The following is a 21,813-nucleotide window of genomic DNA, read 5'->3' as shown; positions in this document are numbered from 1 at the left end:
GCGGCTGCGACTTCTCCCGGTTCCTCCTTCGGGGATGGATCGTCGATCACTCCGGCACTGAGTATCGGAATCCTGCTCGGCATTCCGGCTGCTATCGGTCTGGCCACACTGTTCGGTGTTCTGAGTTCAAATGTTGGCGGTTCTTCGGCCCCGGTCGTCACTGACACCGGAAACGCGACAGGAAACGGTGCAGCAACGCACGATGGCACCACGTCCAACGCTAATAAAGACACGACTCCCGACAACACTGGCAACGGTCAGGAAGCACGACGTGAAGGCACACTCGCCGTCACGGGTGCGAACGTTGCGACCGTAGGAATTCTTGGTCTCCTGGCCATGGTTCTTGGCGGACTGTTGATTGGTGCACGCCGTCGTCGGAGGAACTAAACACCTGCGGTGAATCCCGCTCACGCGAGCATTGCCGCGTGATTGATTAAAAGGAAGGGCACCCACCGAATCGGTGGGTGCCCTTCCTCATGCCCGGGGAGCCCGAAAACTCGCTCCAATCCATTCATGACTGGCCTCCCATCACCTCCTTCCGCCTGGGAAAACGAGAATAGGCGGCATGTATTGAATACCGGCATCCCTGAAAGGTCGTGGCGGTCATTGAACAATGGCATCTGTGGTCTTGGCAGCGGGTTAAATGGAGTCGTCGACCACGCATGGTCAGGATCTTGCGTATGTGTGGGTGAAGAGATCTCCGGATCGTATTCATAAAATTAGAACTGCCGTGCTTGTTCAGTGGGAGGTGTCTCATGGAAAGTGCTGTCCAGTTCTCTACAATCTAAGGGAAGCTAGACTGCTCCAACGGTGCTGGTATGGAGAAATAGTCTTTTTATTGGCTCGTCGATGTTAATGTCAACGATAATGTGGCAGAATCGATAGAATTTGAGCCGACTTTCGCTCTCACAAGTCGAATGGCACATTGTCCCACAACATCCATTGGATTGATCGTGACGCAATGGAGGAATATCACGAGATAGATATCTTGGGTGGGTATCTTCCTTGAGGCTCTCCGAGGATTCCTGCGGGGGTGAACTCGCTGTCACGGAAACTGTTTCCGGTGACACTGGCGCATTTACTGAGTCTCGGAGTATGCGTAGCGGGGCTCAGTCGGGGGTTAATCCGGTTTTCGGAGGACAATCACTAGATTGCTCACCGCAAACTCCCTGAGCAAGGGGACACGGACCAGCCACCATGCCCACCATGGGTGATAGCGGGGGAATACAGCGAAGACTTCCGCGCCCGTTCGTTGCGCCCACCGAAGTCCATCGCGGCAGGACACACTGAACAGTGATTCGCCAAACACGTTCTTCGGTCGGTAACCATGCTTCCGTAAGTACCGGTCCCGGGCGTAGGCACCACCGATGTAGTGCGGAAGAAATCCCGTCTCGTGCCCACCGAACGGACCCAGCCATACCGTGTAGCTCAACACCACCAGCCCTCCGGGGCGGGTGACCCGGTGCATCTCATCGCCCATCGCCCACGGCTCAGCGATATGTTCCGCGACATTGGAGGAATAGGTCACGTCGAAGGTGTCATCACGGAATGGAAGTGCTGTGCCGGAACCACGGACCGATGCCTCGACCGCTATCCCCGCGGCTGCCATCTCCCCGGCGTCCGGCTCCACGGTGAAATAAGAGCAGTTCCGTGAAGTGAATGCTCTCGAGAAGTACCCAGGCCCGCCCCCGACGTCGAGAATCCAGCATCCAGCCAGACCGTTCCCGGAACAGTCGGTATGGAGCGATTCTAGGAGTAGAGCGGTGTCCTCCGCGAGATGCCCGTAGAACACGGCGGGGTCGGTCTGCTCGAAGCGGAAATCGCTCAGCAGGTCGAGTGATCGGCGGAGCGTCGCGAGGCCGCGGGTACGGGGTAGTCGGAAGGAAGGCGGAAAGTACACGGTGTCAGTGTATCGGCGTGGAGTGATTAGACTGGCAGGGTCATGAAAATCCTGTTCCTCTGCTGGCGCGACACCACCCATCCCCAGGGGGGTGGTAGTGAGCGCTACCTGGAGCGCGTCGGCGAGTATCTCGTCCAGCACGGGCACCAGGTGGTCTACCGCACCGCCGCCCACGATGCTGCCCCCCGCCGTCAAGTTCGTGATGGAATCCGGTTCAGCCGCGCGGGTGGTAAATTCACCGTTTACCCGCGCGCCTGGTGCGCCCTCGTGGCCGGACGCTTCGGTGTCGGGTCGTTACGGGGAGTCGACGTCATCGTGGACACCCAGAACGGGATTCCCTTCTTCGCCCGGATCTTCAGCAATCGTCCGACGGTCCTGCTCACCCACCACTGTCACCGGGAACAATGGCCGGTGGCGGGGCCGGTGCTGAGCCGGGTCGGCTGGTTTCTGGAACGTTGTGTCGCCCCCCGGGTGTACCGGTGCAGTCCCTATGTCACGGTCTCGGAGCCGTCGGCGGAGGAACTCGTGGAACTCGGGGTCGCTGCTGAGGCAATCCGGATCATCCGTAACGGAATCGACCCCGCCCCGGTAGACTTTGCTCGCTACCCTGACACCGGGACGACGCATCTGGTGACACTGTCTCGTCTCGTACCACACAAGCAGATCGAGCATGCCATGGATGTGATCGCGGCTCTCGCGCCGACGCACGACGTGGTGCTCGACGTGATCGGGTCGGGGTGGTGGGAACAGAAGCTCAGGGACTACGCGCTGGCTCTCGGTGTTGCGGACCGGGTCGTTCTGTACGGTCAGGTCAGCGAGGAACACAAGCACGCTCTTCTCGCCCGTGCCACTCTGCACCTGATGCCGTCCCGGAAAGAGGGATGGGGGCTCGCGGTCATCGAGGCCGCCCAACACGGGGTCCCCACCATCGGTTACCACAGTTCAGCGGGGCTCAATGACTCCGTCATCGATGAGGTCACGGGAGTACTCGTCGACGACAAGGCGGCACTGATCCGCGCGACGGCGGCACTCATCGAGAATCCCGCCCGTCGCACCCGCCTCGGTGGGGAAGCCAATAAGCGTGCCGCCAAGTTCTCCTGGGCGTTCACTGGTGCTCTATTCGCTGATCTCTTGGAAGATGTCGCGGCAGAACGACGGTGAGTGGTACCGACAGCCACAGCATGGTCAACCCGATCCCCAGCCACCACCGCCAACCACGTCGCGGGTGATCTGTGCCAAGTTCATGGAGCACCCCGTCATCGACGACAACCCCAATCCCGGATGAACGGACAGTCTTGACATCGCCCTCCCGCCAGGCCGTCACCGCCTCGATCCATCGGGGATTGGGGGCGTCGGTGAGTTCACCGTCCACCCGCAGAGCACCTGGTTCCACCAGAGAGATAGCCTTCGCCCGGGGATCGAGCACCGTTCGGCCCCGGTATGTCGTGATGGTCCCAGTATCAGTGACCAGCACGTCTCGACCGTCGGCGACATTTGCAAGTTCCACCCACGCCGGGTCCGCTGGTAACGGCTGCAACGCCCCCACCGCACGGGGCGCATCCGGGACCTGGAGCACCGCAAGGATGATGACCACGCACCCGAGAATCCCCCGGCGGTCCGCAACCAGCGCGGCCAGTGCACAGTACGCCGGTACCGCCAGTGCAACGTACTTCTGGGCATCGCGCAGCAGACCGGCCCCCGGAAGATTCGCCAGCAGCCACGCCGCAAAAGCGGGCATCAGCCACCACCCCACCGCGATACCGAACCCGATCCCAGCGAGGACCAGTATCGGGCGGGGGCATCTGCGCACTCCGGTCAGCAACAGTGCCGCGAGCAGCACACCGAACACTGCGAATCCGCTTGCGCGCGACACCGGAACCGCCGCTCCGTTCCAGATACCGCCTAGTCCCGCCAACGCACCGACGGTTCCGACGAGATGCTCCGCCCGCGGTGCGAACACCGCGGCACCGTCTGCGCCAGTGCCCGCTCCGTCCACCAGAGCAGGCACCAGCCACGGCAGTGACACTACGGCACCGACAACACCGGTGAACCACATCTGACCGCGCCGCCCCAACGAACACGTCACAGCCACCGTAATGCCTAGGACCGCACCCGTCGGAGTGAGTGAGGCCGCCCACGCCCCCAGCAGCAACACAGCCCGATTCCCCACCAGCCCCGCCCAGGCGATCATCGGTAACAACCATGTCGCGACGACCAGTGACCAGTGCCCCTGCACCAGCCGTTCCACCACGAAGGGATTGACTACCGTCACGGTCACCGCCGTGATCTGCGGAGCGATCCGGGATCCGCCGGTGACCTGACGGGCCAGTGCCGCTGCTCCCGCCGCCCCCGCCAGCGCCCCAGCGAGAAGACAGAGACGGGTGACGAAAGCGGCGTCGACAAGCACCCCCACCAGTGCCAGCGCCCCGTCCTGGGGTGCGTTGCGGGCGGGAAGATCCCCGAAACCCAGTGCCGACAGGCTCACCGCAGGGTGTGGGAGGACCACCATGTCCCGCTGAATCAGCGCCCCGGCCCCGGCCAGCGGCCACAGCAGCATGCCGACACAGAACACCGACCATGCGGTCAGAACAGTGTGGCGAGTCATCCCACAGAGTCTACGACCGGGCCTCCGGACGGCGGCGCAATAGCCAGCCACCCAGCAGAATCAACAGAGCGCCGACGACACCGATACCCCAGCCAACCGTGCCCAACAGATTCAGTTTCGATCGGCCTTCAAGGGCTTTTTCCCACTGACGTTCCTGCGTGTCGGTGTTCCACTCGGCTGTCATCGCGAGCGCCGTCCGGTTCGGGTTACTGTCCGACTCGGGGGCGGCGAAATGAGCCTGTGCGACAGCTTGCGCCTCGGCATCATTGCGGGCGAAGAAATAGTTGAGGTATTCGCGGCCGTGCACGATCACACCCGTCGTCGGCTCGACCCACAGCGTACGGTCATTGGCGTAGTAGCGGGTCATCGTCACCCGCTCTTCCGGATCCAGCCCTTGCTGCTCAAGTTCCTCGGGTGTGTACCAGTCACGCGCGGGTGTGCTCATCCGCAGGGCGTTCAACGACGCCTTCTCATGTTCACTGATCTCACCGTCCAGATTGAACACCCCACTGATCGCGGTGAACATGTTGACAGGTTCGATCTGCTGGTTGTAGCGCATCACCTCGACATCCTCATGCCCCGGAAGAATGTCCTCATCAACGAAATCGACGGGATACGTCGCCTGTGCGGTGGTGTCGAAGTACGGGTATGAGCGCGCCTCCGAATCGAAGGGGAACTGGTACTGGATGCCCTCGCGAATGAAGCCGTTGCGCATGTCATCCAGACCCAGTCGCGGCGATGTCGCATGGAAGCTCGACACGGGTTCTAGAACTGGCAGAGCAGTTCGCCGGTTCAGGGTAACTGTGTCCACTGTCGCGGAGATCACGTTCTCAGGTTCCGGGCGATCCGTACGCATCAGGATGTTGCCCGCCCGCAACGTGACGACGTCCTTGTCGGCCGGCTCGACCACGCCGATGCTACGGCTTCCGAAGACGGGGGTCGAATGGCTGATGAAGCAGGACACCCGGGGATGATCCCCCTCACACGCGGAATCTCCCGCATGCTCGGGCAGTACTTCACGTGTCCCGAACGCTCGGGAATCCAACAGCGTCGCTTCCACCTCCCGGGTGACCGTCTTACCGCCGGCATCCAGTGGAATCACCTTCAGTCTGGGAACGAGGTACGACGGTAGGGCGACAGCGACAGCGACGAGTGCCACGCCGAGAGTGAGAGCAATGAAACCGGAGACCCGCGAGGTCATCGCGACCCCCTTCCAACTAGGATCTGTGCAAGAACATGTGCCCGGATGACGCGGGCGGAAAGGCGGCCGCGCCATGGGCACAGAAGGATCGTACCCGGAAACTACACGGTTCAACGCCTCGCTCGAGGGGCTGCGTGCCGTTGCCTCCATCGGAGTTCTGCTCACCCACGTCGCCTTCCAGACCGGCCTGCCCCCCACCAGCTTCCTCGGCGGGATACTGGGGCGTTTCGATTTCTTCGTTCCCGTCTTCTTCACCCTGTCGGCGTTCCTGCTGTGGCGGCGTTATGGCCCGTGCGCCGGGCGAGACATCACCTGGGGGTGGTACCTGGTCAGCCGCGCCGTTCGGATTTTCCCCGCCTACCTGGTGGTGGTCGCAGGGGTGCTGCTGCTCCTGCCTAATGCCTATCGCGCCACCGGTGTCCAAAAGGTGGCGAACCTGACGATGACCCAGATCTACGTCCCGGGTGGTCTCGCCCCAGGGCTCACGCACCTGTGGTCCCTGTGCGTCGAGGTCGCTTTCTATGCCGCGTTACCACTGCTGGCGCTCGCGGTGGGACTCTTGCCCGCTCGTTCTCGGATACCCGCGATTCTCGCCGTCGCGGTGGTGAGCCTGGGGTGGGCGTGGTTACCGTTCGTTGCCGCGTCACCCGCGCCGGGTGTGCCCAACCTTCAGATCCTCCCCCCAGCATTCACCTGCTGGTTTGCCGTCGGAATGTTTGCCGCCGAGGTGGAGGGCCGGGTTCCCCGGAGGGTGCTTCGTGCGCTGGGCCGACGGCCGGTGTGGTGGGGCGTTGCTGCTGTGGCCCTGTGGGTTGCGGCCCAACCCTGGTACGGGCCGGTTGGCCTCGTGCACCCGGAACCGGACGAGTTTGTGCTCCGCGTTCTGGCAGGCACGGTGTTCACCGCCGCCGTCGTCCTGCCCTACGCCCTGGCGCCCAGGGAGGGGTTACTGACGACGCCGGTGTTCCAGGCGCTCGGACGCTGGTCCTACTCCATCTTCCTCGTCCACCTGCCGGTGCTGGAGCTCATGTTCCCGCTGACAGGTATCTCTCCGTTCACCGGGCACACCGCACTGATTGCGGTGCTGACCATCGCGGTGACGATCCCGGTGTCGGCTGCCATGTACGTACTCGTGGAGGAACCGGCCCGGACGATGACCCGGCGGATCACGACCCGGCGGAAAGGTACGGCGACCGGGAGGGAATCCACGGGAGGTCCGTCCGTTGAACCAGACGTATGCACACCGGAGCAATCATCAACTACTGCTTGGGCCGGGGATCTGAGCTAGTATTGGCGGCGTAAGCCCCCGGGGACGCGCCGATAAAGCGCCTGCCCGGGGGCGTTTGTCTGTGCGGATGTCGGCGCTATCTCGGTCGGGAGTTCCCCGCCGATATCCCTGCCGCCACCGAGACCAGGGCGGCGAGCCCGACGAAGGATGCGTCCCCGGCGTAGCCACCTTGCGGCCAGGGCGCGTGGGCGAGCCACATCCCGGCCAGGGCCACCCCACCACCGGCGAGAACGGACGCCGGGATCAGGGTGTACCGCACCACCGCCCGCGTCGCCACTCCGAGGAGAAGCCCGAACCAGCCGCCGACGAGCCAGAGAGTGACCGCACCGCCGAGCGTGAGAAGGGCCCTCGAGTGGCCGGTGTCCAGGGTGGGCACGAAGTTCTCCCGGCTGCGGATCACCGCGAGTGCGCACAGCACCACGGCGCAGAGCCAGGCCACGGCGCCGCCGATGAGTCCCGCCCGGTAGGGTGTGTCTCCGGCGAAGTGCAGTTCCACGGCGCCGGACACCCCCGCCGGGACGTGGAAGGATCGGGTCGCCGCATCGATCACGTCCGCGTCCACCGCGGTACCGCCGACGGTGGCAGTCAGCCCGTCGAGGGCGGCGCGCCCGGTGATGAGCAGCCGGTCGGTGTCCGCCGCTGTGAGATCACGCCCCACACTGACCGGTGTGATGCCGCCGGTGAATCCTTCCTCGGTGAGCAGCGCCCAGTCCTGTCGGGTGCGGAGATGATGTTCCCCGGCGGCGAGATGTACCGGTCCGCATGATACAAATGCGCCGTCAATCCGGATGCTGCGTTCCCGCGCCTGATCGGCGAGCGTGATCCCGTGGTTGGGGTCCTCGTCAACGGGTCGTGGATCCCGGCAGTCGGGGGAGTCGAGGAGCAGGGTCATGTCCCGGGGGGCGGTGAACACACGGTCGAGGACGTCCTCCCCGGTGGTGATCCGCTGGAGGAGGAACTGCCGCGCATCCGGGGAAGTGTCCGGTACCGTCACGGTCCGGCGGATGGGTGCACCGTCGAGTGCGATCCGGGCGATTCCCGCCCGGTCCCGCGATGCGCCGAGCGTCACGCGGACGGTGTCGGTCGGGCCACCGGGAACCCGCACCCGGGTGGATTCGTCGGCCACCAGACGGGTGTCGACGCTCGCGTCTCCGGCGCTGACGGTCACATCCACGTCGGCACCGGTGGCGGTGATCCGTAGCACCGGATCGGATACCGGGTGATCGGCGGTGATCTCGATCCACTCGCCTGCCTGGCGGCCCGGGGTGGGATACCAGGCGGTGGTGGGGTCGCGGTCGACGGCGGCGGTAACCGACGCACCCGGGTCTGCTCCACCGAAGCTCGTGGCGTTCGCCGCCGAGGAGGACGCTCGGACGCTTCCACCCTGTTCGGTGACGCGGGTCAACGGTCCGATCGAAGGATAATCGGGCACCGGATTGCGCACGTCTTTACCCTCCGAAGGGTCGGCCAGTGGCGCGGAGACCGCGTCCCGCACCGTGCCGTAGTTGCGGGCGACGAGCTGCGGGGTGTCGGTGACGACCTCCGCGTCGCCGTCGACGAGGGCGCGTGCGGCGGGGCCGGTGAGGGCGTCGAGAAGCGCGAGTGACTCCCCGCCCCCGGCGACCCGGAGAGGTGCATCCGTGGTCGTGGTCATGTTCAGACCGGGATCAACCTCGAAGACGGTGACTGGGCCGAAGTCGTGTGCGGCAGCGCCACTGTCCCTCAGCCGCTCCACCAGATCACCGGCGGGCGCATCGGGAAGATCATTGCGCACCACGATCATTCCGACCCCCAGTCTGCGGATGGCGTGAATCGCGTCCGCGGGATCGATGGCCGGGGAACTCAGTATCGCATCAATACCGTCGAGACCACGGATCGCCTCCGGAGGAACGAGTGGGACCGCGTCCCGGACGACCCACGGGACATCGAGCAGCGGTTGCAGTGGTTCATCGCGAGTCCACCCCCAGTCTTGCCGGGCGAAGGACGTCGACGGCAGGATCAACGTCCGGGTGTCGCGTGCGTGGGCGTTCAGCCAGTCCGCGGTCTCCCGCCAGTACGCGGGCACCTCCGTCCAGCCGCCCCGGGGGGCGAGCCGACCACTGAGCGCCGGGGCACACGCACCGAGCGCGACGAGCGCGACGAGGGCGGCGGCCGCGTGTCGACGCCCCGGATGCACTAGTTCTGCGCGTGTCGACGGCACCGGCAGTACCCGACCGAGGGCCGCGAATCCGACGAGCAGCGGGAGCCGCACCACGGGGTCGAACTTGTGGATGTTACGCAACGCCGCGCCAGGCCCGTCGAGGAAGGACCGGATCTCCGGGCCCAGCGGGCCGTGCGCTGCACCGAGAATCACCAGTCCGACGAGCAGCATCCCCACCCACAGGCCGCGCCGGGGAAGAGGCCGACAGAGTCCCACGAGGCCCAGCGCCGCGATACCGGAGGTGAACAGAATGAACACCGGGGAGGTCACCAGGAGGTTCCCGGCCACCCGTTCAGTGTCGACGAACGGCGCCCAGCTCGTCGTCCCCCGCAGAATCTCCGTGGGATTCAACCACCGGGTGGTCACGTAAGCGTTCTCAATGAAATCCGTGAACGGTGGCGCGTAGTGTCCAAGCACGAGCAACGGGATGATCCACCAGGCGGACACCGCCGCGCAGCCGACGCCCCAGACCGCGCCCATCCGGACCGCGCCGGGCTGTCTATGCAGAACACACCACGCCAAGGCGATCCCGGCGGGCACACACGCCGCGAGCGTCGCCGTGGCGTTGATGGCCCCTAGCCAGGCGACCGCGAGCACAGACGCCGCGACCCGTCGGCCGGTGAGCCTATCGATGACGAGGGGAGCGAGGATCCACGGGGCGAGAGCCACCGGCCAGGACTCGGAGGAGATCGCGCCCAAGGTGGTCAGCATCCGGGGAGAGAGGGCGTAGAGAACTGCGGCGAGCACCCGGAACACCGGGCTACCCACGTCGAGCCCGCGGACTAGCTGGAGGAAGCCGGAGTAAGCCACCCCGAAGACCACCATCCACCAGAGCCGTTGCGCCACCCAGTCGGGGAGCGGATTCGTGAGCACGAAGAACAGGCCCTGCGGGAAAAGATAGCCGTACGCCTGGTTCTGCACCTGCCCGAGGGGAAAAATATCCGACCACGCTGCGGTGGCCTGGGTTAGGAACCCGGCCGGATCGGCGGCGAGGTCATGTTTGGTGTCGGCGACGGTGCGCCCGGGAGACTGCAGGAAGGCCAGTAACCCCAGTAGTAGCCAACCGGTGAGATGGGGGCGGGCGTCGATACGCACGCGCTACTCGCGGGAGCCGTACTCCGCGCCACCGAGGAGAGCCTCATCACTGCTGATGACCTGGTCCTGCGGAATCTGGTCCTGCCCCGAGAGCTTCGCCACGCCGATGACCGCAGCGCCGCCGAGGATCACACCGACCACGACGCTGGCCAACGCTGGGCCGAGGGTGCGTCGCGTATCGGAATCTGAATCAAATGCCATGGGTAGTTACTGCCGTGATCTCTCGTGGGGGCGGGATATGTCGGAGACAAAAGCAGAGACTACCAGTTACTCATTATCCTCCTCCAACGGGGGAACAATGAACACCGGGAGTCCCGCGTGGTGCAGAACGTTGTCGGCGGTGGATGACTGGAGCAGTGACCGGAAACCGGTGTTACCCCGGGTGCCGGTGACGATGACGTCAGGGTGGAGCTGTTCAGCGGCGTCGACGATCGCCGACCAGATCGCGCCCGTTGACTCGACGAGGTGCGCGTGGGCGATGAGGCCCAGCGATTCCGCGATCGTTGCGCCTTCGCGGCAGATGGCGAGTGCCTCATCGTGCGCGGGGTCCGTTGCCCCATCGTCCGCACTCCAATCCACGACGGAGACCCCGGGAGCTCCCGCAGCTCGAGCCGCCTGGCGTTGCATTGGCTCCCAGGCGGTGATGATCTGCACATGCCTAGGGGAGAGCAATTCTGCGGCGTAGGTCAGCGCCCGGCGCGCCTCAGTGGAGCCGTCATAGGCGATGAGCATGGTGGTCGGATCGGACTCCGGCATGGTGTGAGCTCCTCGAATTGGCTGTCGATAGGTGGGATCGGGTGTTCCACCTCGGTCCGTGGCACACAATCCTAGTCGGGTGGGTAGCGTTGTCGACCGGAGCGAGGTTCGCGTCAGGCGGGGTGCTCCGGCACACTGTGGAACGTAACCCTGTGAAAAAGGAGAGAACATGCGGACAACGTGCGATGCCGTCGTATCCGTACGTGCATGGGCTACTGCCGTCGTGGGAGTCGTCGTGTTCGGACTGTCCGCCTGCTTTGCTCCCGCACAGGATGCGCCGGATTCCGTACATCCCGTCATCAGTGTGGGCACCGGGGTCCAGGGGCCACCGTTACCACCGGTGGTGGAGGCCGTGCCGTCCCTCCCACCGGCACCTGAACATCTCACCGACCCTGTCGCAGTGGCGAAGAAGAACGTCCCGGAGGACCGGCGCGCACGCATAGCCTCCCTGATGACGGTGGGTGTCAGGGACTACGATGACGCCCTGTTCGCCCTCCAACAGGGTGCGGGCGGAATCTTCATCGGGTCCTGGACGGATCCCTCGCTCCTCACCGGTTCGGACCGTAACATCGCGGCGCTCCGGGACGTCATCAAGAGGCCTTTCGCGGTCACGATCGACGCTGAGGGTGGACGCGTCGTCAGGCAACCGGGCATTTTCGGGCATCTTCCCTCGCCACGGACAATGGCGGAGACCATGACTCCGGAGCAGGTTCGTGCTCTCGCCGCTGAATTGGGTACCAAGCTGGCGGGTGCCGGGATCACCGTTGATTTTGCCCCCGTCCTGGACACCACCGGGGAACCCGCTTCCGCGGCCATCGGAGACCGCAGTTTTTCATCGAACCCTGACCGGGCGGCACAATACGCCTCCGCGTTTGCCAACGGGCTCCGGGATGCGGGGATCACACCGGTGTTCAAGCACTTCCCCGGGCATGGTCACGCCACCGGAGACAGTCACTATGATCAGGTGCTCACCCCGGATCTTGAAGCGCTCAAGGAACTTGATCTGAAACCCTACGGTCCCGTCCTCGCCGCCGCACCGGGTGCAGTGATGATCGGACACATGATCGTCCCCGGACTGGGGGAGGAAGGTCTACCCGCGACGCTCAACCCGGCCGTGTATGAACTTCTGCGACGCGGGGACTACCCGGGTGGAGAACCATTCGACGGGGTCATCTACACCGACGATCTTTCCGGCATGATGGCCGTGAACACTCTTCTCACCGCTCCGCAGGCGGTTCTCGAGTCCCTGCGTGCGGGAGCGGACGTTGCCCTGTGGATTTCCACTGATGACCTCGTCGCTGCTGTGGACACGGTGGACCGTGCGGTTACCGCAGGGGAGTTCCAGGAGGAACAACTAGACGCTTCCGCACTGAGGGTTCAACTGCAGAATCTGGGCCCCGGGCGTCTCTGAAAAACCCGTGGCACCATCGCATGCCGGTAACGTTCCCATAACGCCGGGGTTGCTAGGATGCAAGGAAGTCGCAGCCGAACCAACCGGTGGATAGTGTGTTCGTTGTGCATACCGTTGAACCCGTCTCCCCAGTCCCCGCCGAGAACGCTACAGCTTCTGGACGTCGGACATGGGCCGTCATTCTCGGTGCCATCATGGGTGTCCTCATTCTCGCGGGTGCCGTCTACACCGTTGATTACCTCCTCACCAGGGACAAGGTTCCCAGAGGCGTCACTGTCGCGGGCATCGCGATAGGGGGAATGAAACCACATGATGCAGAACACCTACTGTCCACGGAACTTGATGATTCTCTCGCGGCTCCGGTCGCGGTGACTGCGGGAGCCGCAGAAGCGGTCGTGGACCCGTCGACGGCCGGATTGCGCCCCGACTGGGAAGCCACGGTGACTGCCGCAGGACGGCAACCGCTCAACCCCATCGCCCGCTTCCGGGGCCTGATCGGAGAACGTGAGGTGGGCATCGTCAGTGATGTCGATGATGCGGCTCTCGCCCCTGAGCTTGAGCGCCTCACCACGGAACTCATGATCCAGCCTACTGAGGGAGAGGTTCATCTTGAGTCCGGCGAGGCACGGGTGACAGAGCCAGCCTCCGGACAGAGTGTTGATCCGGAGACACTACGGAAACGGCTCACCGCCGACTGGCTTAACCCTGACGGGGTACAGGTGAAAGTTGAGGAGACCGAACCGGTCATCGGTGCGGTTGCGGTCAAGAACGTTGTCGGTGGTGACGCCGCACGGGCGCTCTCCGGTCCCGTGGTCGCGCACGGTGCAGATGGCGTCGACGGAATCATTCCCGTTGAGCGCATGGGAGAGGTGGTCACTTTTCGACCTGAAGGCACCGCACTACACACTGATGTGAACACCCAGCGCGCCCGCGAGATTCTCGCCGAGAATCTCGCGGGGACTGAGATTCCGGTGAAAAACGCCCGCATCACGTTCACCGGAGATGGGCGTAGCGTCACGCCGCATACCGATGGTCGGGCACTGGACTGGGATAAGTTGGTCGACGGCCTCCCGGACCGGATCACGGGCTCGGCTTCGAAGGAATTCGATGTCAGTTACACCGCTGAATCAGCGAGCTTCACGACGGAGGACGCCGAAAGAGCGACCTTCGATGAAACGGTCAGTGAATTCACCACCACCGGTTTCTCCTATGCCTCGGGCGTGAACATCCGTCGGGTCGCAGAGATGGTGAACGGCGCCGTCGTCGCGCCGGGTCAGGTGTTCTCCCTGAATGGGTACACCGGGCCTCGGGGCACCGCTCAGGGATTCGTGGAGTCAGGCATCATCCTGAATGGTCACGCGGACACGGCCGTCGGCGGTGGAATTAGCCAGTTTGCGACAACCCTCTACAACGCGGCGTACTTCGCGGGCTTCGATGATGTGGCGCACACACCCCACAGCTACTACATCTCGCGGTATCCGGCGGGGCGGGAGGCTACCGTGTACGAGGGGCTGATCGACCTGCAGTTCCGGAACAATTCCCCCTACCCCGTCATGATCAACGCGAGCACCGGGGACAATTCGGTCACCGTGCGGATGACCGGGGTCAAGACGGTAACTGTGGAGTCCCAGTCCGGAGGTAGGTGGGCCCAGACGTCCCCTAAGCAGATCACCCTCACGGACAAGGGCTGCGTTCCTTCATCAGGCGCCCCGGGCTTCACCACGTCGGATACCCGGATCATCCGTAATCTGGATGGTGTGGAGATAGACAGGCAAAGTCAGACCACCGTCTACGATCCCTCCCCCATCATTCGTTGCGGCTGACCCTGATTCCGATCGGGGCGTTGGTCATTGGTGACCAGGAATGCCTGACTGAAGATCTCATCGGCGGAGAGGTCGAGGGCGGCGCAGATATTGCTGAATTCATCGAGGGACATCGATCGCCTGCCCCGGAGGTAGAGGCTGATCTGACTGGTGGAGATGCTGACCCGTTTACCGAGTTCAGCCTGGGTCACCTGGCGTCTGGCGAGAGCTTCGCGCAATTTTGCGGCGATTTCCGTGCCCAGTGCGGCAGGGCGGCTTCGCGGTTGGCTTGACATAAGTTCGAGTATCACACATGAGGCAACGAATATCGGTTGCAATTCTGATTAGTTGTTAAGTTTTCGTTGTGGTGCTGGAAACGAACCCAAGTGGAGACATTGGCCAGGTTTGCGCTCCCCTAGTATGGGGGTAGTGGTGGCGTCTGATGTCAGTTTCCATGTCCAGGAGAGCTGCATATTTACTGTGGAAGCACGGATCTCGGCTCCTCACGGACCGAGGGCGCGCCATTTGTCCGGAGCTGGGGTGGGCGGATGCGGGATCATTTTTCACCGTTGCCTGTCGTCCTTGACCCGGTATGTGGGCGGGCACTGGCCGACGCGAACCTACCCGGATGCTCGTCGTGTATCCGGGGTGTTTCAGTGGATGTTTAGAGACCCGTTTGGATGCAGACTTTGGGATGGCTGCGCCAGGGCTGCATCGACACCGGTGAGCATGAACCGGAAACCACCATCATGGAGGCGTAGCCCTGCATGGGCCCACCGGCCCATCGGCTTGATGGAGCAAGAGAACGAAGTGTTGCGTCGAGGCGTAGCTGTCCCAGGCGGACGCAGAAACGGCTCGAACGGTTGACCTGCATCGAGTTTGAGACAATCATGGCAACAGCAGCCGACCAGGCTGCGTAACCACTGTCACCCGTTCCTACGGCAGACCCGCGTGAACTGCCGCGCCCACCTCTGCCCGCCTACACACGAAAGAACGGAACATTAATGACCATCGCCGTATCGACAACGGGGCTCAACGTCACGTTCGGTAGCAAAACGATTCTGAACGACCTTGAGCTCGAGGTGGCATCGGGATCCTTCCACGGAATCCTCGGCTCGAACGGCGCGGGAAAAACGACGCTTTTCAACACTCTTCTCGGCTTTATTCAGCAGACTAAAGGTTCCGTGCGACTCCTCGATACGAACCCGTGGCCGAGAAACGCGAACCTGCTTCGCCGCGTCGGAATCCAGCACCAGCGTCCCGCCTTCTTCGTTCGCATGTCGCTCATCGAGCACCTGCACGCTGTCGCCGATATTTTCGGGTCTGACCGAACCTACGTCAGCACGGTCATTGATGCCCTCAACCTGGGGCAGGTGGCCGACACAAAGTGCGAGAACCTGTCGGGTGGCGAACGCCAGCGCCTCGCGGTCGCCTCGGCTCTCGTTCACCGTCCCGAGGTTCTGTTCCTCGATGAGCCGACGGCCGGACTCGACCCGGTTGCCCGCAAATCCCTCGTCGACCTGTTGAGGGACACGGACTTCACCGACGGACTGACGGTGCTCTACACGACCCACTACCTCGAGGAGGCGGAGCGACTGTGCGACGTCGTGTCGATCATCGATAGTGGAACGATCATCGCGACCGGGTCCCCCCGTTCCCTCATTTTCGGCGCCGAGCTCGGGGCGACCGTCCTGCTGCCGGCGGCCGTGCCCCAGGCGGCGACGATTAAGAGCATTTTCGACCGCGTTGAACTGTCCGACGACGGCATCCTCGTGCACACCGAAGACGCGGCGCGCGCCCTCGTCACGCTGAGCGGGGTCGGCGTCGACTGCGCGGGAGCCCAGATCAGCCAGGGCCGCCTCGAGGATGTCTTTTTCAAGCTCACGGGAAGGAACATCGAACAATGACGTCGATACGTTCGCTCAACCGGGTCCTTCTGAAATCGGACCTGCGTGACAGCACAACACTCGCCACGACCTTCCTCATCCCCGCGGTCCTTCTCATCGTTCTCGTCAGGGCTTTCGGCGACGCCGCGCCGGACCCGTCCATGGACTACGTCAGCCAGATCGCGGCGAACGTCATCGCCTTCGGGGTCGCCTACGTCGGCATATTCGCCGGGGCGCTCCACCTGGCCACCTGGCGCGAGAACGGCATGTTCCAGGTGCTCAAAGCCTTCCCGATCTCCACGGGCATGATCCTCACCTCCCAGGCGTTCGTCGGAGCCCTGCTCATGATCGCCCAGGTGATTGTCGTGTTCCTCCTGGCCCTCACGCCGTGGGTGGGGATGAATCCGGAGGCCCTCGCCCCGGTCGGCCTCGTCCCGCTTTTCCTCGGGTATCTTCTCTTCTACTTCGTTGGGGTGCTGCTGGCGATCGTTTTCCCCTCAATCGCCGCCGTCTCCATGCTCTCGAACCTCATCATCATCCCCCTCGGGTTCGTCGGTGGGGCGGTCATGCCGCTCGAGGTCCTGCCTGACTGGGTGGTCACGCTCGCCCCGTACACGCCGATCCACCATCTCCGCGTGGCGCTCTTCAAGCCTGTGCTGGACGTCGGAACCTGGTGGGATGCCGGGTTGGGATGCCTCTATCTGGTGGGCGTCACGCTCGTCTTTTACCTCATCACCCGCAAGACCTTCACCTGGAAGTAGTGCATGGTTCCCGCCATTCTCGAGACCCCTGGGCGGGTGAGGTTGAGTCGGGCGATGTTCTCGAGGGGAGTCAATTGCGATGGAAAACGTTCGCTGGCTTGCCGATCCCGGGAAAAGCGTTGGTGGTGCCGGTGGGCATATTTATGGTTCTGGCCGAGCTGAGGGTCTGCTGTTCCTGTCTTTGCGTTACGTACATACACGCTTTGATCAGGGCTAATAGCAAGTCGCTGGCGGCAATACCTTTTGGCGCTCCACAATCAACGTCGCCCAGCGTGGTTCACGCCACCTCACGATACCTCCGGGACACGCCAACCTTTGGAACCGAGCCATCCATTTGGACCGTCAACCGGCTCGCAATATCCCGCGTTTCCCCAAGTCACGCGCCAGCTTCATCCCATCATCGTCGCGCATGACCAGCAAGGCGTTGTATCTAACTTGATACGGTCTGCGAGCTCGCCTGCGGAAGCGGCAACTTCCTCGTCGTGGTACTGCGGCGGAAACTTACCACGGTCCAGGCCACCTACAAGGCGAGCCCCTTCGAGAAGGAGCACTACACGCTGCTGACGTTGATGAGTATCTACGGCATTGAGCTGCTGGCAGACAACACCGCCGAGTGCCACGCGAATCTGGTGGGCATCCTCACGGATTTCCTCAAGGTGGAACTGGATGCGCCGGTGGCGCGAGCTGCCCGGGGTGTAGCGGAGGCAAATATCGTCCAAGGGGATGCGTTGAGCTACTTTAAGCCCGATCGGGCTCGTGTCAGGGGGGCTGAACCGTGGGACTGGCCAAAGGTGCACTCTCCAAACATTTTACATCGGCGTGAGCCCGTTTGATGATACCATGGCGGAATCCCATCACTTGGGTGAACCCCAATCAAGCAGCTTCGGTTGCCTGCCGATTAAGGGGATTCAGATGATTCCCATGCATTTGCAGATCCGCGATTTCAGCAACGCTGAGGACGTGTTCTCTGCCGAGTTCCTCCCCACCGATGTCGCCGGCGCTCGTTCGCTCTTCGACATCATGCAGAACGTGGCCGAGAACCTCCGGCGCGAGCGCTTCTTCTGCGCGAGCGCCGGCGACATCGTCGCCCACCTCCCTGCTGCACCAGCGTCTTAACCCTGCCCGTCTTCGGCACGCCCCAGATTTAGGATCAAAAATGTACATCGAGTTTCTCGATCGCCTCGATCGCAAGTTCCATCTGGACATCGAGCCTCGAGAGATCATTCGTGAAGTCATCGCCAGGAATCACATCCCCTTCGATGCCGTGATCGTCCGCAAGGACGGCGAGGTCGTCGATGACTGGCGTGAGGTCTACGACCCCTCCCATGACTACAAGGTTCACATGGTCCGGGCGTACCACCTCCCCGACATTCTCGCGCTGAACGGTTTGTGGCAGAGCCGCGCGACTCCCGACGCGGGCGTTGAAATTCCGGCTGAGCCCTTTTACACGAAGCGTCATTTCGCCCACTCCAAGGGTGGTGACTACAACGCGACCCAGATCGTTTTCGGGCGGGAGGAGTTCGTCGAGTGGATCGAGCAGATGTTCGTCGATGGGACGATCTCCCAGAACCTGATCGAGGACGGGGACAAAGTCCTGCTCGCCGTTTCGGGTGGAAAGGACAGCCTGGCCCTAGGTTACTTCCTCTCCCGCACCAAGCACCGCTTGCCCGACTACTCGCTGAGTGCCGTTCACGTGACGGCCTTCTCCAAACCGGCGGAGACCTCGTACGCCATCAAGATGGCCGAGACTTTCGAACACCCGCTGACCCTGGTCGAAGATGACGAGCTGGTGTCTGCCTACCGCCTCCGGGTGACGCCTCGTGAGGCGCTGTCGCAGGTGCGCGACAAGGTGGATCCCTCCTACCTGATCGCTGCCTCGCACTCGATGATGCGCAGCTCCGTAGAGCGCGTGGCGCGTCGTGACGGCATCAAGAAAGTCGGCTTCGGCCTCATGCGCGAAGACATCCTGACCTCGATCGTGAAGAGCATGTTCGTCGGGTTCCCCTTCGGCGGCAGCTACAAGGGGATGCAGAACGATATCGAGTTCATCTACCCGCTGTGGCCGATCGGCAAGAAGGAGCTGACGCTCTACCTGGAGGCCCTCTACCCCGACAGCAACAAGCAGGGATCTCCCGTGACCTTCCAGCGCGGTTCCCTCGTGCGAGACGCCCATTACATGATCGCCGAGACGATGGAGACCATCCTGCCCGGTAGTTCCTTCCAGATGATGGAGGGTCAACAGCGGCTCTTCGAGTCGTACGTTCGAATGCCGGAGTTCCGCGTCTGCAAGCGCTGCGAGATGAGTTTCCAGGTGGGTCCGGGTGCCCTGCCGGAGGCGAGCGGCCTGTGCGAGCTGTGCCAGACGTTCACCAACCTCGGGGTCGCTGACGATGTCGACTGATCAGAAGCTTCACCCTATTCGTCGCTCCACCTGCGCAACTCCGAGCGTTCAGTTCGACTTCGTCGAAGACGGCTATCTGGACTACTTCGGCGAGGGCTTCTGGCGGTTGTCCGACTGGTCCTGCTCTTCGACCGGGGTCATCCAGGTCGAGCTGGACTTCCTTCAGTCCCTGATCGCTGATAACGGGATCCGGTCCGTCTACGATGTGGTGTGCGGTCGTGATCGGCACCTGGTTCCGCTCCTGAACTCGGGACTCACCGCCGTCGGGGTGGAGATCAAACCTGACAGCGTCGAGATCTGCCGCGGAAATCTGATTGAGCATGGGCATTCTCCTGAACTGGTGGTCTGTGCCGACGCGGGGAACTTCGTCGCACCGGAACCGATGGGCATGGCCATCAGCATGTTCTCCTCGTTCGGCTACGGCACGGACGAACAGAATCAGGAGGTGCTGAACAATGTGCGTGCCAGCCTCCGGGAGGGCGGCATCTTCGTGATGGACCTTCCCAACCGCGAGCAGTTGGTGCGTGACTTCGTGGTCAGGAGCTGGACCGAGGTCGGCGGATACCACTACATGATGCACTTCAACTTCGACTTCGAGACCGGCTACAAGGACTCCTGGTTGAGACTGTTCGACCCTGCGGGTCAGATGAAGACGTATTTCCACCGCGTCAGGCTGTACACGACGACCGAACTCAAGCGCATGCTTGCAGATGCGGACATGGAACTCGTCTCGGTGCTGGGCGACTTCGAGTCTGCCGTCTCCAACTTTGACCGAGAGAGCCGACGGCTCCAGTACGTCGCGAGGGCAAAAATGATCGATCAGGATTTCCTGTACGCCCATGTGAAGGCCCCTGTCCACGGGGGTGCGGCCCATGGTAATCGCGGTGTCTCGGTGCTCAACCCGGGCTGTGGGGACCGCCAGCGGATGATGGTTCGCATGGATGGGTCGCAAGCGCTGTTGCTCTTCCAAGCCGCCGGGTGCTCGCTGTCTAGGGCAGCCACGTTGGTGCTGTTGGAGGCCACTGAAGGGATGTCGCGTGAGGAGTGTCTCGCCCTGACCCCTGACTTCTTGGGTGAGCAGATGGGCAAGGATCTTCTGATGAGCCGTCCACAATGCGTCACGTTGGGGCTGCGGGCTTTCAAGCAGATATGCAACGAGACGGACTTCGACCGGCTGGCGGGTGAATCCGCGTGACGCGTCTTCGAGAATTGTGGCAACGGCCCGTAGGAGTTCCACCCCTGGGGCGAGACGCGAAGATCCTCATCGCGGCAAACAGCGTTAACGCCATCGGCAGTGGAATGGCCGGGCCCTACCTGATCCTGTTTCTGGGCCATAGGCTCGGGGGCACGGCGCCGGCGACCTACTTCATGACGATCCTTGTCGTGGACCTCGTGATCCAGAGCCTGGTCACGCCGCGCATTGAGAAGCGGGCGGGCCTCCGAGACACCGCGGTCCTCGGTGCGCTGTTCCAGGCGCTCGGATGGGCTGCGCTGATTTTCGCGGGCCCCGCGACCGTCGTCGCGGCCGCAATCCTGATCGGCGTCGGGAACGGACTCTTCTTCTCCATCCGCTTCAACCTGCAGATGCGCGTCACGGAGCCGGGGAGCCGACCGTACGCGTTCTCCTTGCGATACCTTTGGGGAAACCTCGCGGTGTTCGTTGGTACCGGGCTGGGGGCTCTCCTCATCATGTGGGGCGGAGAGCCGGCCATCGCCGGGCTGATGGTTGCAAATTCGGTGACTTTCGGCCTGCTCGCGTTGGCCCTGGCGATGATGAACAACTACCGGGTCGAGGTCGATGACTCTGTCGACGAGAAGTCGCCTTCCGGCCGCGCATCCTGGAGGCGGGGGCTGGTGCGGGTGAAGGTGCTCGAGTTCTCCCTCTATTACCTGGCGTCGCTGGTGTTCTTCGGCGCGCTGACGGAAAGCGTCCTCCCCACCCAGTGGGTTCTTCACGACGGACTTCCCATCGCCTTTGGCGGGGTCTCCTTCGGGGTGCTCGCCGGCTTGATCTTGGTGATCCAGATGCCGGTGACCGGGGCGACCAACGACATGTCTGCTGCCAAGACGCTGCTCTTGTCAGCGGGTCTGGCAGCAGCCAGCGCGATCGTGTCCTTGGTGCTCCGTCCGCTCGGTTGGTGGTGGCTGCAGGTCCCGTTGTGCGGGGCGCTGGTGGCTGTTGCGGGTGCGGTGTCCGTGGTCGTTCCCGCCAAGTCGTTGGAACTGTTTGACGGCGCAGAGCAGGCGGTGCAGGGTCGGCTGTTTGCGTTTATGCGATCTGTGGGTATCTACGTCGGTGGGGCGGTGGGAGTTCTGGCTCTGAGGGCAGATAACTCCGGTGTCTACGTGATCATGCTTGTGGGGGCCGCCGCACTGGCGGCGTGGGGTCTCCGTGCAGGGGCGCGTGAGCGCGTCCGCACAAAGTAGGCAGAGCCGGCGTCGGTGCCCGAGACGGCGGGTGCCTCCCCGGTCAGCACCGACGCGAGCTCGCAGGACATCATCGTTCG

19 protein-coding genes are annotated in these 21,813 nt (G+C 63.2%); 11 read left to right on the top strand and 8 right to left on the bottom strand.

Annotated features, from left to right (window positions below; genetic code table 11):
• Nucleotides 1-387 (top strand): LPXTG cell wall anchor domain-containing protein (locus tag QWU43_RS10750; RefSeq protein WP_370917846.1); only part of this gene is annotated, 387 nt, incomplete at its 5' end.
• A gap of 733 nt (nt 388-1,120) precedes the next feature.
• Here QWU43_RS10750 and QWU43_RS10745 read toward each other — a convergent pair.
• Entirely contained in the window at nt 1,121-1,900 is a 780-nt protein-coding gene (locus QWU43_RS10745) for a class I SAM-dependent methyltransferase (RefSeq protein ID WP_370917845.1), read from the bottom strand.
• 42 nt (nt 1,901-1,942) lie between these two features.
• On the opposite strand from QWU43_RS10745, the gene QWU43_RS10740 reads away from it, so the two are divergent.
• Nucleotides 1,943-3,061 carry a glycosyltransferase family 4 protein gene (locus tag QWU43_RS10740; protein ID WP_370917844.1) on the top strand — a complete coding sequence of 373 codons (1,119 nt, stop codon included), beginning with the start codon at nt 1,943-1,945 and terminating at the stop codon, nt 3,059-3,061.
• Here the strand turns inward: QWU43_RS10740 and QWU43_RS10735 are convergent.
• Nucleotides 3,006-4,505, bottom strand: a complete 1,500-nt coding sequence (locus tag QWU43_RS10735; protein ID WP_370917843.1) for a hypothetical protein — start codon at nt 4,503-4,505, stop codon at nt 3,006-3,008. The genes QWU43_RS10740 and QWU43_RS10735 overlap by 56 nt on opposite strands.
• Nucleotides 4,506-4,515: 10 nt before the next feature.
• Nucleotides 4,516-5,706 carry a DUF3068 domain-containing protein gene (locus QWU43_RS10730; protein WP_370917842.1) on the bottom strand — a complete coding sequence of 397 codons (1,191 nt, stop codon included), beginning with the start codon at nt 5,704-5,706 and terminating at the stop codon, nt 4,516-4,518.
• Between the two features lie 73 nt (nt 5,707-5,779).
• On the opposite strand from QWU43_RS10730, the gene QWU43_RS10725 reads away from it, so the two are divergent.
• Nucleotides 5,780-6,994, top strand: a complete 1,215-nt coding sequence (locus QWU43_RS10725; protein ID WP_370917841.1) for an acyltransferase family protein — start codon at nt 5,780-5,782, stop codon at nt 6,992-6,994.
• Between the two features lie 76 nt (nt 6,995-7,070).
• Here QWU43_RS10725 and QWU43_RS10720 read toward each other — a convergent pair whose 3' ends face one another.
• The 3 genes from QWU43_RS10720 to QWU43_RS10710 form a co-directional block, all read right to left on the bottom strand.
• Nucleotides 7,071-10,289: an alpha-(1->3)-arabinofuranosyltransferase family protein gene (locus QWU43_RS10720; RefSeq protein ID WP_370917840.1), complete on the bottom strand. Its 3,219-nt coding sequence runs from the start codon at nt 10,287-10,289 to the stop codon at nt 7,071-7,073.
• Between the two features lie 3 nt (nt 10,290-10,292).
• Nucleotides 10,293-10,490, bottom strand: coding sequence for a DUF2613 domain-containing protein (locus QWU43_RS10715; RefSeq protein WP_370915443.1), 198 nt, complete (start codon nt 10,488-10,490; stop codon nt 10,293-10,295).
• 66 nt (nt 10,491-10,556) lie between these two features.
• A complete protein-coding gene (locus tag QWU43_RS10710) occupies nt 10,557-11,045 on the bottom strand; it encodes a universal stress protein (RefSeq protein ID WP_370915444.1) in 489 nt (162 codons plus the stop codon).
• 169 nt (nt 11,046-11,214) lie between these two features.
• On the opposite strand from QWU43_RS10710, the gene QWU43_RS10705 reads away from it, so the two are divergent.
• A complete protein-coding gene (locus tag QWU43_RS10705) occupies nt 11,215-12,456 on the top strand; it encodes a glycoside hydrolase family 3 N-terminal domain-containing protein (RefSeq protein WP_370915445.1) in 1,242 nt (413 codons plus the stop codon).
• Nucleotides 12,457-12,650: 194 nt separating this feature from the next.
• Nucleotides 12,651-14,279, top strand: a complete 1,629-nt coding sequence (locus QWU43_RS10700; RefSeq protein WP_370917849.1) for a VanW family protein — start codon at nt 12,651-12,653, stop codon at nt 14,277-14,279.
• Here the strand turns inward: QWU43_RS10700 and QWU43_RS10695 are convergent.
• Nucleotides 14,246-14,554 (bottom strand): helix-turn-helix transcriptional regulator, encoded by a 309-nt coding sequence (locus QWU43_RS10695; RefSeq protein ID WP_370915446.1) that lies wholly within the window; start codon nt 14,552-14,554, stop codon nt 14,246-14,248. The two genes, QWU43_RS10700 and QWU43_RS10695, sit on opposite strands and share 34 nt — an antisense overlap.
• A 708-nt stretch (nt 14,555-15,262) precedes the next feature.
• Between QWU43_RS10695 and QWU43_RS10690 the strand changes: the two genes are divergently transcribed.
• On the top strand, nt 15,263-16,165 hold the full coding sequence (locus tag QWU43_RS10690; RefSeq protein ID WP_370917839.1) for an ABC transporter ATP-binding protein: 903 nt from the start codon (nt 15,263-15,265) through the stop codon (nt 16,163-16,165).
• Entirely contained in the window at nt 16,162-16,905 is a 744-nt protein-coding gene (locus QWU43_RS10685) for an ABC transporter permease (RefSeq protein WP_370915448.1), read from the top strand. The genes QWU43_RS10690 and QWU43_RS10685 overlap by 4 nt, the downstream gene beginning before the upstream one ends.
• 389 nt (nt 16,906-17,294) lie before the next feature.
• Here QWU43_RS10685 and QWU43_RS10680 read toward each other — a convergent pair whose 3' ends face one another.
• Complete coding sequence (locus tag QWU43_RS10680) at nt 17,295-17,624, bottom strand: hypothetical protein (RefSeq protein WP_370917838.1); 330 nt, start codon at nt 17,622-17,624, stop codon at nt 17,295-17,297.
• Between the two features lie 193 nt (nt 17,625-17,817).
• On the opposite strand from QWU43_RS10680, the gene QWU43_RS10675 reads away from it, so the two are divergent.
• From QWU43_RS10675 to QWU43_RS10660, 4 genes are read left to right on the top strand one after another with little or no spacing between them, the layout of a single operon-like run.
• On the top strand, nt 17,818-18,021 hold the full coding sequence (locus tag QWU43_RS10675; RefSeq protein WP_370917837.1) for a hypothetical protein: 204 nt from the start codon (nt 17,818-17,820) through the stop codon (nt 18,019-18,021).
• 40 nt (nt 18,022-18,061) lie between these two features.
• Nucleotides 18,062-19,306, top strand: a complete 1,245-nt coding sequence (locus QWU43_RS10670; protein WP_370917836.1) for a hypothetical protein — start codon at nt 18,062-18,064, stop codon at nt 19,304-19,306.
• The gene (locus tag QWU43_RS10665) at nt 19,296-20,501 is read left to right on the top strand and encodes an iron-sulfur cluster assembly scaffold protein (protein WP_370917835.1); all 1,206 of its coding nucleotides are present in this window, start codon (nt 19,296-19,298) and stop codon (nt 20,499-20,501) included. Before QWU43_RS10670 ends, QWU43_RS10665 begins: the two co-directional genes overlap by 11 nt.
• Nucleotides 20,498-21,733 (top strand): MFS transporter, encoded by a 1,236-nt coding sequence (locus QWU43_RS10660; RefSeq protein ID WP_370917834.1) that lies wholly within the window; start codon nt 20,498-20,500, stop codon nt 21,731-21,733. Before QWU43_RS10665 ends, QWU43_RS10660 begins: the two co-directional genes overlap by 4 nt.
• The last annotated feature ends 80 nt before the right edge of the window (nt 21,734-21,813 follow it).

The organism is Corynebacterium sp. CCM 9204 (assembly GCF_041357695.1).
Classification (GTDB): Bacteria; Actinomycetota; Actinomycetes; order Mycobacteriales; family Mycobacteriaceae; genus Corynebacterium.
Note: the sequence above shows the minus strand (reverse complement) of the source record. Positions and strands in the feature narration are given on the sequence as shown.